Below are 11,166 nucleotides of genomic sequence, written 5' to 3'. Positions count from 1 at the left end.
TCACCTCCGAATGACAGTATATCATTCGTTGATGTTGTATAATAGTTGCTGGATTTTATTTGCCTAAATCTGCTGGTTATAGTATACCACTTACACCTTTCTGCCTCGTTGGGCGCATAAAATTTATAGTTTTGTAATAAAATGGTTATTACATTTGCTTGCAATCACAAGCGTTTGCAATTATAATAATAAGAAAAAAGGAGGCGATACTATGGCAAACACATCCGCTGTATATGCGAGAATAGATACAAATCTGAAGGACAGTGCGGAAGATATTCTGTCAAAGCTTGGAATTTCTCCATCAAGTGCAATCCAGATGCTTTATAGCCAGATTGTACTGACTAAGGGGATTCCATTCGACTTACGTCTTCCTTCTGCAAAGCCGTTAGCTATTGGTGCGATGACCAGAGAACAGCTCGACGCTGAGCTTCAGAAAGGTGTTGATTCCATTAAAACCGGAAAGGTATACTCCGCCGATGAAGTCGATGCGGCGTTAGCAAAGGAATTTGGCATATGACAGAAAACTTTACAGTAAGCTACTCTCAGAATGCACTTGACGATTTGAGAGAAATCTACTCCTATATCGCCAATGAACTTCTTGTTCCGGGGACCGCTGCAGGGCAGGTGGGTCGCATTCGAAAAGAAGTACGTTCCTTGGATTTTATGCCGGCACGCTATGGGCTGGTTGAGTGGGAACCTTGGCATTCAATGGAAATGCATCAGTTACCGGTAGATAATTTTATTGTGTATTATCTGGCCGATGACAAGGAAGGAACCGTTACAGTTGCCCGTTTTTTTTATGGTGGCCGAGACATTAAAGGAATTATCAACTTAAATGAATAAACAGAAATGGAGCTTTTGTGCAAAACAGGGGCTTCATTTCTTATAAAAATAAAATACCTTTGTCATCATAGACAGATTCATTGTTATCATTACCACAGCGAATCGCACGGTCCAAAGCCATAATGGTGGCCACAACCCCATCAATTTTTTCTGTGGATTTTTCTTTATCTGGTTTGATATTTCCTGCCAGATCACTTTTAATAAAAATATTGTCCATCATCCAGCGAAGTACCGGCTGTCCACTGTGAGCAATTCTTTTCTCCAAAGTCAATTTCACCAGCTCTTTTGTTGGAGGCGACATGTCTTTAAATCCTTGTCCAAAGGGAACGACCGTAAATCCCATTCCCTCAAGGTTCTGTACCATCTGTACTGCACCCCAGCAATAAAAGGCTATTTCCCGAATATTAAAAGTCTCTTCCAGCTTTTCAATGAATTTCTCAATATAACCATAGTGGACCACATTTCCTTCTGTTGTATTTAAATATCCTTGTTTCTTCCAGACATCATAAGGAACATGATCTCTACGAACACGGAGATCCACGTTCTCACCCGGGATCCAGAAGAAGGGAAGAATGCTAAATTTATCTTCTTCGTCTAACGGCGGGAATACAAGCACAAAGGCAGTGATATCTGTGGTACTGGAAAGATCTAACCCTCCATAACATACACGTCCTTCAGCGCTTGCCTTACCTCCAAGAGATTCACCGTCACGGATCTTCTGCAGGTTGTTGAGCCCGCAGGCGATGCCCTTGTTGCCGGAAGAGTTGAAAGCATAGAAGGTGATGCTGGCACGACCGTATAAGCCGGAATATACCTCCGAACGAGTCAGGATGGGATTGAGATCGGCATCCACGATACCGGGAGCAGAAGTAGCGTTGGCGTTTACGAAGTAGGTATTCTTGTAGGCCTCGTCATCTGGGCGTTCTGCATCTCCGTCACGGAGCGGAGTTTTGATAAGCGACAGCGCTGGGACAGTTTTGCTGTTGCCCTTGAGCTTGGCTTCGCCTTCCTTGTAGGCAGCCTTGATGGCCGCATTAATCTTAGAGACAGTCTTGGTATCAGTTTTTGGGATGATCAGATGATTCGGTTGCTTGTATTTCAAGTTGCAACAATAACTGGTGCGCTTCCTTATTGTTTTTATTTTGCAAGCCCGCAATAATATCCATTTTGCTATATCTCAAATTCAAATTTACAGCTTTGTATACAGCTCTAACTGCGTATCAATATCTCGCCCGCCATACATCACACGGATAATCGTAACCAATGCTTTCTCCATATCTGGAATATACAGCACACAGTAATTATCTACTGGCATGATATGTAAGCCTCGGCTATGCCAAGGCTCCTTTTCATATTCACGAAATCGTTCTGGCATCTGATCAAGTCCCATAATGCATTTTTCAAATCTGTCAAGCTGACCACTCGCATTTTCTGGGGATTGCAATTCGAATGCAATATATTCATAGATATTTCGAAGGTCATTATCTGCCTGGTCTGAAATTTCTATTTTAAAAATCATAAATTGTAATCCTTGCGGATATTTGTAAATGCTTTACTGGCAGGCTTTGTTCTGCCAGCCTTCATGTCCGCATATCCTTTCTCCAGTTCTAGATTCATCTGTTCCTCTGATAAATTATTCATATCTACCGGTCTTGCAGATGGAATCTTCACGTCAAAAGGAAGTCCTCTTTGAAGGATAATCTGTTTATAGAACATATTGATAGCATTAGATGCAGGAATGCCAAGTGCTGAGAGAATACCTTCTGCCTGTTCCTTTACCTCAGGTTCAATTCTGGCATATAGATTTGCTGATTTTGCAGCCATAATAATCGCTCCTTTCAAAAAACACATAAATTTTCTTACACTTATATTATATGCATTTGTCAGCACAATAGCAATACATATTGAAAATTTTATATTTTGTTCATTAAAACTTATCAAAATCCTCCTGTGTTGCAAGAGTATCGTACTTGTAGTCAGCATTTCTACTTTCTGCAAACATATCATTGACCATTCCAATCGTAAGCAAATCTAAATCACGAATGGAAAGGCCGAGCTGGACGCAGCGTAGCAGGAACAAAGGCGTTGTCATTCCTGGTCAGTTGGGCGAGCTTTTTTTAGACTCGACCTCTGTTTGGGTGTTGGAAGACCTACATGATGAAACATACCAACGAAGTATTCGAGTTCGGTCCGGCATTTAGCAAGTATTATCATCTCCATTACGTAGTGCTAGAGCAGTTGCAGCAGAACATCGATGCGGTGCTTTCCGAAGCGGAACAGCCTGCCGATGATGTGGATGGCAGATTGGAAGAACTGCAAAAAGAACTGCTGAAACTCTTGTCCCGCAGTATTATGTGGAGAACAGCCACGAGGCCATCATTCCCCGTGACCTTTATATGCAGGTGCAGGAAGAGCTGGTCAGACGAGCCAATCTCCACAGCGGAGCCAATCGGAAGAAGCGTGTGTACAGCAGTAAATACGCACTTTCCAGTATTAGGTATTTGATATAAAATTAGTCATAGGGAATCTCCTTCTTTTTTGTTTAGTAAGATTTTTGGTTGATAGCTTAATTTTACATCAAAAAGGGATCAGATTCCTTATATTTGGGGCATTTTCTGAAAGTTGTGTATAAAGACATGGCTTAATTCAGGTTTATGTGGATAAAACTGCGGTAACAGTTCAGCCATCAGCTCGATTCCACCCCAAGGGTACCGTCCTTGTTAAACAACCACACTACGGTTGCTAACCAAGGACATGTGCTGCGCTTCATCTCGCTGTGGCAGAGCGCCATATGAATTTTCGGCAGCATATGCATACGAAAGCAAGCTTTCTCCTGCCTACGCTGTCGAAAATTCGCATGGCTGAACTGTTACAAACTGCGGAAACTCAAGTACAACTTGCATTGACATTCAGCCGATAAAGGAATATAATGTTATTATCTTAGGCAAAGCTGTCGAAAGTCAGTGACGCAAAACTATAGGGTCTGTAAAATGGCAGCCAGTTACACGTTAATAGCATTGTCAGAGATGGCAGGGCTTTTTTTGTTTAGGCGGTGGAAAATGATTAACGAATATTACACAATCAAAGAAACTGCGGAAAAATGGAACCTATCTGAACGATGGGTAAGGTCATTGTGCGCACAAGGAAAGATAGATGGTGCAGTCCAATTTGGCAGAGCCTGGGCAATTCCGCAGGATGCAGAACGACCGGAAGATGGCCGGATAACTACAGGCGAATATAAAAATTGGAGAAAGAAATCAGATATTAAATGAGATAGACACATTCTGTCATACTGAAAAGGTATAATGGTTTTATAGAACGGAGGTGTCTATGGAAAATATCAAAAGCGATAAAATTGAAAGAGTGCTTGGCATTTACACAAAACTTATGAATGGCTATCTTGTCAGCAAAGCTGAAGAGGCTGTGAATTATGGAGTGAACGAGCGTAGCATTCAGAGAGATATTGATGATATCCGTAATTATCTTGAAGCCGATGGTGAAAGAGTCGGGTGTATCAATTCCGTTATATATGACCGCATTGGCAAGTGTTATCGCCTGGAGCAAATCTATAAGATGAAATTTTCCAACAGTGAGGTTCTGGCGTTATGCAAGATTTTGCTGGATAGCCGTGCTTTCACAAAAAAGGAAATGACAGATATGCTGGATAAGCTGATATCTTGCTGTGTACCTAAAGCCAATCAGCAATTGGTGAATGATTTAATCAGCAATGAAGCATTCCATTATGTAGAGCCAAAGCATAAAACGAAATTTTTAGATACAATGTGGAACATCGGACAGGCAATCCGTGGGTGCAACTATATTGAAGTTGATTATACCAGGATGAAAGATAAAGCGGTTGTAAAGAGAAAACTGAAGCCAGTGGCAATTATGTTTTCAGAATACTACTTTTACCTTACAGCCTTTATTGATGATGAAAATGTACGGAAGGATTTTGATGTAATTAATGACTCCTTCCCCACCATATACCGCATCGATCGTATTAAGAATCTGCGTGTGTTGGATGAAAAGTTCCACATTCCCTACAGCAGCAGATTTGAAGAAGGAGAATTCCGTAAGCGAATACAGTTTATGTATGGTGGTAAGCTGCAGAAGGTTAAGTTTCAGTATTCCGGTACTGATATAGATGCGGTGCTAGATCGTTTGCCTACAGCACAGATACTGGCAGAGGAAGATGGCATTTATACCGTGTCGGCAGAGGTGTTTGGCAAAGGTATTGATATGTGGCTGAAAAGCCAAGGAACAATGGTTACCATTATGCCATAGTAAAAGGAATCTATTGTGGTAAGGCTGTTAGAAACGATAAATAATGGTATTCCAATAAAGTAAAAGCGAGGATGAATGAATCGTGGCAAAAGAAAATGCTGTTTTGAGTGAGGAAACTCTTGAGGAAGAACTAACTGAATCGTTTGACCTCAATGGATTAGAGGAAAAATTGCAAAACGAACTCGGAAAAGAATTATCAGATTTGGAGTTTCTAAAAGAAGAAAAAGATAAAATTGGAAATCCAGACGCGTTAGGTAAAGTGGTAATGGACGAGGTTTGGAGACAGTTTACTAATCAAGTTGGATTAGAAGTTACCAATGAGACTTTAATTCAAAAATATGATAGAGAACATCCAGAAACATACGAAGAAGTTGGCAAAACGGTAATGCAAGACCAAAAATACAAAAATGCCAATAAAGCAATGAAGGAAAAACAAAAGGCGGGGAACTTAAAGGATGAATATACAGGTATGGATTTAGGTCAGAATGACAGTGCAAATCTAGACCATGTCGTTGCTCGAAAGGAACTATATGAGAACAAGAGAAGAAGACAAGCTAATATTCAAACTGAGGATTTAGCCAATAAAGACGAAAACCTAAAGCCTACAAATGAATCGTTGAATAAAAGTAAAAATGCAAAAAGCATGGATGATTATCTTAGTACTCAAGAGGAACGAAAGAAAAGACTAATAGAACAAAATGAAAAAGCAAATAAAAAAATAGATGAATCTAATATGTCAGATTTGGAAAAACAGAAGGCTAAGGAGAAGAATAATAAGAGGTTACAAGATAAACTAGATGCTGATGCAGAACTAATGAAAAAAGCCGATAAAGAAGTACGTAAGGCAATAAACAAGGATATTTATAAAGGCGTTACTAAAGAAACTGCGAAAAAGGCTGGCAAAGATGCATTAAAAGTAATGGCTATACAAGCACTTTCATCTATGTTGAAAGAAATAATTAACGCTCTTGTAAGGTTCTTTAAGTCTACAACAAAATCTTTCAAAACTTTTTTAAATGAGATGAAGAAGGCTGTTAAAAACTTCTTTTCTAAAATTTCAAATTTCCTACAAGCTGGTGCAAACTCTGTTGTTGGAACTATCGTTACAGAGATATTTGGACCTGTGGTTAGTATGTTTAAGAAACTTGCAAGTTTTATCAAACAGGGAATTTCATCCTTTATTGAGGCTATTCAATACTTAACCAACAAAGAGAATGCAAACAAGCCATTTAGCATAAAGGTTTTGGAGGTTGGAAAGATTATCTCAGCAGGAATAATGGCTGGTGGAGCATTAGTTTTAGGAGAAGTTTTTGAAAAACTTTTAATGTCTGTTCCCTTTATGGCAATTGAAATTCCATTATTCGGAACATTAGCTAACATTTTCGGCATCTTTTTTGCAGCAATATTGTGTGGTGTTGTTGGTGCAATTATTATGAATCTTTTGGACAAAGCCATTGCAAATAAGAGTAGAAAGTTAGCCACTGATAATCAAGTCATCAAGGGCAATGAGGTACTCAGTACTCAACATAAAATTAAAATTGTAAACGAAGTTCAACTTGAAAATGACAAGGCAAATGCTCAGACAAATATTTCTGGTAGACATCAAGAAGCCGGTGAAATAATGAGGGATTCATTTGGCAATATCATGGAGAACTTTGTTTCTGATTTTTCAGATAGCGAAAGAGCAATCGTAATAGATGAAGAAGATATCAAAACAACTAGTGAAATTGATAGGGTAAGTGATGATTTAGATGATTTACTTAAAAGTCTAGATTAAGGGGGATGTTGATGATGAAAAAACTATTAGTATGTGCTGCAGTCGCAGGAGTGGCTGTAGGTGTTTATAATTTGCTATGTAAGGCAAAAAAAGAAGAAAATATATCCTCAAAACCGATGGAAGAGAAAACTGATTCTGAACCAGAAATCAAGGATGAAACTACAGTTGAAGAACAGGATGCTGTTCGAGAAATGTATGTTGCGAAAGAAAAAAGTACTCAATCTGTCCGCGAAAGACATACTGAGGCTGCCGGAATTATGGCTGATGCATTTGCGAATATAATGAAAGACGTAGAGCCGGTTGAACTTGATGAGGAATCTGTAGAGACAGTTGTTGATACCAAAGATGTAGAGATTATTAATGAATTAGATTCGTTGTCTGACGAACTTGATGAACTTTTAAAATAGGAGGCCTGTTAGATAATGAATGAGTTAGATATAAAAAGACACAGTTTTGATTTGGCTAAAAATCGCCTTAAGGAGTTTTCGGAAAAAACTGAGGCAGAATTAGCAATTGATAGAGTAAAAACTGATGGCGGATTTTTAGGTTTGGGAGACCATAAGGTCACAGGATATGAGTTAAATAATCGATTGGAGTCTATTCAAGGTCATTTTATTGATATTAATTCAACAAACAATAGAACAATAAAAGAATTTAGAGAAGTCTATAATGCTTTGGATGCCCTAGACAAGGATTACATTACCAGCATTGTTGCTAATGTAAAGGCAATTGAAAAAACAAGCAATGATGTCAGACAGCAACAAGAAACACTTAAACAGCATAATGATAAACTTGCTACTCAACAGAATAAGTTGGATTCTCATCAAGTTGAGATTGATAAAAATGTTGATAACATGAAAAAGATTGTTACAACATTAAAAGCTTTCAAAGAAAAATTAGATGGATACAAGCATCTTACCGATATTGATAAAATATGGTCTGATTGCAAAACTATTCGTAATGACATTCAAGAGCATCAGAGTGATTTGGAAAGATTAAACTCTGCAAGTAAGAAACATCAAGACGAACTTGATAAATTATCTCAGAACCAAAATGAAACAAAAGAATATGCAGAAGCTAACAGAAGTTCAATTGCAGAATTACAAGCATTTAAAAGTGAAGTTGATTCTATTGAGCATATTGCCGATGTTGATTCTATGTGGGAACAAGGAAATGATGTGAAGACTGATCTGGCAGAGGCTAATAATCATATTGTTTCTTTGCAAGAAAAAACAACTGAGATAAATAAAGAGATTGCAGATAAAGCTGCAGAAATGCAAGATAAAGTTGCATTATTGGAGACAAAACTTAAATATGCTTATTACATTGCAGGTGGTGCTTTGGGACTTGCTGTTGTTGAGTTAATACTTGCTTTGACAGGAGTGATTTAATTTGATGGAAAAATACATAAAAGTATTGAATACTACTGCCTCTACACTTGATGCATTAATATCTGCAGGAGGAGAAGTAACCCGACTTGCAAATGGGATAACGGAAGGAAATGATGAGGAAAAATCAGCAATTGCCTTGTTGAAACAAATTAACCTAATAATTGATTCCGACGAGTACTTTAAAGAAACAAAGCAGGTTGCAGCATCTCTTAGAAATTGCATAATTGATTTCTATGGGTACAGGAAACTTTTGGATATCTGTAGTAAGGAAAAGAAAAGCCGAGAAACAGAAGACAAACGCACCTTACAAGAATTGTTAGAAGAATTAAATTCACTTGTAGGTCTTGATACTGTCAAAGGAAAAGTCAACGATTTAATAGCTTATCAAAAGGTGCAAAAGCTTCGTAGAGAAAATAACTTACATTCATCAAAGAACACATTGCACCTTGCTTTTACAGGAAATCCAGGCACAGGTAAAACAACTGTTGCAAGAATAGTGGGAAGAATCTATAAGGAAATAGGCTTATTATCAAAGGGTAATTTTGTTGAGGTTTCTAGAACAGATTTAATTGCTGGATATCAAGGTCAAACCGCTTTAAAAGTAAAATCCGTTATTGAGAAAGCAAAGGGTGGAGTTCTTTTTATTGATGAGGCATATAGCATTACTGAAAATGAAAATTCTGATTCATACGGAAAAGAATGCTTAACAGAACTTACGAAGGCATTGGAAGATTACAGAGATGATTTGGTTGTCATTGTGGCTGGATATACGGAACCGATGAGTAAATTTTTTGAATCTAACCCTGGCTTAAAATCTCGATTCAATACGTTTATAGAATTTGGTGATTATGACTCTGATGAGTTGGATGCGATTCTTCTTTCTATGTGTCAGAACAACGATTATAGCATGGATGAAGAGGCAAAAAAATTAGTACATTCATATTTTGAAAAACAAATTTCTATGAAAGATGAGAATTTTGCTAATGGAAGATTAGTAAGAAATATCTATGATGATTTGTTAATGAATCATGCGAGAAGATTGGTTAATGTTGCAAACCCAAGTAGGGATGATTTATCTACAATAAAGGTAGTGGACGTTCTACTTGATGATGGGAAAGAACGTTGTTTTAGCAATGAATAGATATATTCCCGCAAACAGGTTTGATATGTTTCCGCAAACGGACGAGATTGGTATTTTGCTAATGACGTACATTCTATCGTCTCATCCCACGTTGAAACGGTTGTGTTGATGTCTAAAACTGAGAGATAGAGTGGCAAAAAACCTTATTTCAAGGGAGATATAGAATTTCGTGATTTTAGACAGTAAGCGAAAATAGCAAAACTATCACTCTGTGGAGATATATCGAAAATAGCGAATTAGGGAATAGATAACAGGAAAATTGAGTGAAGGGATTGGATGGGAGATTTTATATGCAAAAAGTAATTGTAATAGGCAGCCCCGGTGCAGGAAAAAGCGAATTTGCCCGTAAGCTTAGAAACGCTACGCAGCTTCCGCTTTATTATTTGGATATGCTGTGGCATAAAATTGATAAGACAAATTTTACTCAAGATGAATTTGATATAGAGCTAAATAAAATATTGGGGAAGGACAAGTGGATAATTGACGGAAATTATCTTCGTACACTGGAAATCAGGTTAAAGGAATGTGATACTGTATTTTTATTAGATTATCCGTTAGACATCTGCCTTTCAGGTGCAAAATCTCGTATAGGAAAAAAACGTGAGGATATGCCTTGGGTAGAAACTCAATTTGATGAAGAGTTCAAACAATGGATTATGGATTTTCCAAAAGATCAATTGCCGCAAATTTATGACTTATTAGAAAAAAACAAGCGAAAGAATGTTACTATTTTCAAGTCAAGAGAAGAAGCGGATAAGTATTTGAAGTCGATAAAAAACCAATGATGGGGAAAAATATGAAACGGAGCTTGCAACAGCGTATCCGGAATGCCGGCTGGTTGTCACGAAAGAGACAATGGCCGTTGAAGGTATGATTAAAATAGTCTATGATTTACTAAAAGACAAACTGAATATAGTTAAAATTACATTTACCAGCGGAGTAAATGGCGCTTCCGAAGAATACAAATCCAAAAAGAAAATGGAGCGTTGTCCGCTGTGCGGCATTGCGTCAGACGAAAATGGTGTCTGTCCTAAATGTGGATACAGGAAATAGTCTGATTTAATATTTAGCTCTTTCCTGTCGGTAAATCAAAATAGAAACGAATCGGGTGCTCTACGTCAAATATGTCAGAGCATCTGATTCGTTTTAAGATTCCATTGCAGACATTATTCAGCCTTAAATCAAACTATAAAAACCAGGGCCAGCAGCACAATTCCTATTCCAATAAAACCGTATGCCAGTAATTTTGACATTTTCCGGAACGATGCCTCATTGCGAGGAGCCGGATGCATATACTTTTGTGCATCTTCAAAGCTCATCTTGGTAGAGTAATTTCCTATAATCAGAAACATAATACCGAGTATGAGGCAGATGATTTTGTCGATTGGTGCATTCATATCCAGATTTGTGACAAGCATCAATGCATACAATAGTATGCTTAAGATTGGCATTAACCATATCAGAAAAGAAAAGAGCTTCGGCAGCGCCTGAGTTTTCACACGCATCTTGCAAATCGAAAGCATCACCAGTTGGAATACAGCCATTAAAAGAGGGCGTAAATTTTTCTGTGTCTGGCAAGTCAAGAACTGCCTGATTTGAATTAAATATGTATTGGTTTTGATGTCGATTTAACTTGAAATTCCTTTGTCGAATTATATTTCTATCTATAGTATTACCGCATCTGAAAATTTTATACCTTTTTTCGAAAAAATTTCATAGCAAATAAGACA

13 protein-coding genes, 4 pseudogenes and 1 riboswitch are annotated in these 11,166 nt (G+C 37.8%); of the genes and pseudogenes, 11 read left to right on the top strand and 6 right to left on the bottom strand.

What is annotated here, in order from left to right; genetic code table 11:
- Positions 1-211 precede the first annotated feature (211 nt).
- Positions 212-517 (top strand): type II toxin-antitoxin system RelB/DinJ family antitoxin, encoded by a 306-nt coding sequence (locus EDD59_RS17325; protein WP_132384182.1) that lies wholly within the window; start codon positions 212-214, stop codon positions 515-517.
- Positions 514-843 carry a type II toxin-antitoxin system RelE/ParE family toxin gene (locus tag EDD59_RS17320; protein WP_132384180.1) on the top strand — a complete coding sequence of 110 codons (330 nt, stop codon included), beginning with the start codon at positions 514-516 and terminating at the stop codon, positions 841-843. Before EDD59_RS17325 ends, EDD59_RS17320 begins: the two co-directional genes overlap by 4 nt.
- 40 nt (positions 844-883) lie before the next feature.
- Here EDD59_RS17320 and EDD59_RS18250 read toward each other — a convergent pair.
- The 5 genes and pseudogenes from EDD59_RS18250 to EDD59_RS17940 all read right to left on the bottom strand — a co-directional run.
- Positions 884-1,519 (bottom strand): annotated as a pseudogene (locus EDD59_RS18250) (terminase TerL endonuclease subunit); the annotation flags it as partial.
- A pseudogene (locus EDD59_RS18245) lies at positions 1,517-1,921 on the bottom strand (DUF2815 family protein); the annotation flags it as partial. The pseudogenes EDD59_RS18250 and EDD59_RS18245, both read right to left, overlap by 3 nt.
- Positions 1,922-2,032: 111 nt before the next feature.
- Positions 2,033-2,362 (bottom strand): type II toxin-antitoxin system RelE/ParE family toxin, encoded by a 330-nt coding sequence (locus EDD59_RS17310; RefSeq protein WP_132384176.1) that lies wholly within the window; start codon positions 2,360-2,362, stop codon positions 2,033-2,035.
- Entirely contained in the window at positions 2,359-2,667 is a 309-nt protein-coding gene (locus EDD59_RS17305; protein WP_132384174.1) for a type II toxin-antitoxin system RelB/DinJ family antitoxin, read from the bottom strand. The genes EDD59_RS17310 and EDD59_RS17305 overlap by 4 nt, the downstream gene beginning before the upstream one ends.
- Positions 2,668-2,770: 103 nt before the next feature.
- Positions 2,771-2,935 (bottom strand): hypothetical protein, encoded by a 165-nt coding sequence (locus EDD59_RS17940; protein ID WP_165920998.1) that lies wholly within the window; start codon positions 2,933-2,935, stop codon positions 2,771-2,773.
- Positions 2,936-3,179: 244 nt separating this feature from the next.
- On the opposite strand from EDD59_RS17940, the pseudogene EDD59_RS18240 reads away from it, so the two are divergent.
- From EDD59_RS18240 to EDD59_RS17260, 9 genes and pseudogenes are all read left to right on the top strand, one after another.
- Positions 3,180-3,338: pseudogene (locus EDD59_RS18240) on the top strand (recombinase family protein); the annotation flags it as partial.
- 438 nt (positions 3,339-3,776) lie between these two features.
- A riboswitch (cyclic di-GMP riboswitch) is annotated at positions 3,777-3,852 on the top strand.
- On the top strand, positions 3,834-4,115 hold the full coding sequence (locus EDD59_RS17295) for a helix-turn-helix domain-containing protein (RefSeq protein WP_330572223.1): 282 nt from the start codon (positions 3,834-3,836) through the stop codon (positions 4,113-4,115). (Overlaps the previous riboswitch by 19 nt.)
- Positions 4,116-4,173: 58 nt before the next feature.
- Positions 4,174-5,127: a helix-turn-helix transcriptional regulator gene (locus EDD59_RS17290; RefSeq protein WP_132384170.1), complete on the top strand. Its 954-nt coding sequence runs from the start codon at positions 4,174-4,176 to the stop codon at positions 5,125-5,127.
- An 82-nt stretch (positions 5,128-5,209) separates the two neighbouring features.
- Positions 5,210-6,904 carry a hypothetical protein gene (locus EDD59_RS17285; RefSeq protein WP_132384168.1) on the top strand — a complete coding sequence of 565 codons (1,695 nt, stop codon included), beginning with the start codon at positions 5,210-5,212 and terminating at the stop codon, positions 6,902-6,904.
- 11 nt (positions 6,905-6,915) lie between these two features.
- The gene (locus tag EDD59_RS17280) at positions 6,916-7,311 is read left to right on the top strand and encodes a hypothetical protein (RefSeq protein WP_132384166.1); all 396 of its coding nucleotides are present in this window, start codon (positions 6,916-6,918) and stop codon (positions 7,309-7,311) included.
- Between the two features lie 15 nt (positions 7,312-7,326).
- The gene (locus EDD59_RS17275) at positions 7,327-8,295 is read left to right on the top strand and encodes a coiled-coil domain-containing protein (RefSeq protein WP_132384164.1); all 969 of its coding nucleotides are present in this window, start codon (positions 7,327-7,329) and stop codon (positions 8,293-8,295) included.
- Between the two features lie 4 nt (positions 8,296-8,299).
- Positions 8,300-9,436, top strand: a complete 1,137-nt coding sequence (locus EDD59_RS17270) for an AAA family ATPase (RefSeq protein ID WP_132384184.1) — start codon at positions 8,300-8,302, stop codon at positions 9,434-9,436.
- Positions 9,437-9,726: 290 nt separating this feature from the next.
- Entirely contained in the window at positions 9,727-10,221 is a 495-nt protein-coding gene (locus EDD59_RS17265; RefSeq protein ID WP_132384162.1) for a P-loop NTPase family protein, read from the top strand.
- Positions 10,222-10,231: 10 nt separating this feature from the next.
- Positions 10,232-10,489 (top strand): annotated as a pseudogene (locus tag EDD59_RS17260) (rubredoxin); the annotation flags it as partial.
- A gap of 128 nt (positions 10,490-10,617) precedes the next feature.
- Here the strand turns inward: EDD59_RS17260 and EDD59_RS17255 are convergent.
- Entirely contained in the window at positions 10,618-10,980 is a 363-nt protein-coding gene (locus EDD59_RS17255; protein WP_132384160.1) for a hypothetical protein, read from the bottom strand.
- Positions 10,981-11,166 lie beyond the last annotated feature (186 nt).

Origin of the sequence: Muricomes intestini, from assembly GCF_004346165.1 — a bacterium.
Lineage (GTDB): Bacteria > Bacillota > Clostridia > Lachnospirales > Lachnospiraceae > Muricomes > Muricomes intestini.
The sequence above is the reverse complement of the archived record's forward strand: the minus strand, read 5'-3'. Positions and strand labels throughout refer to the sequence as shown.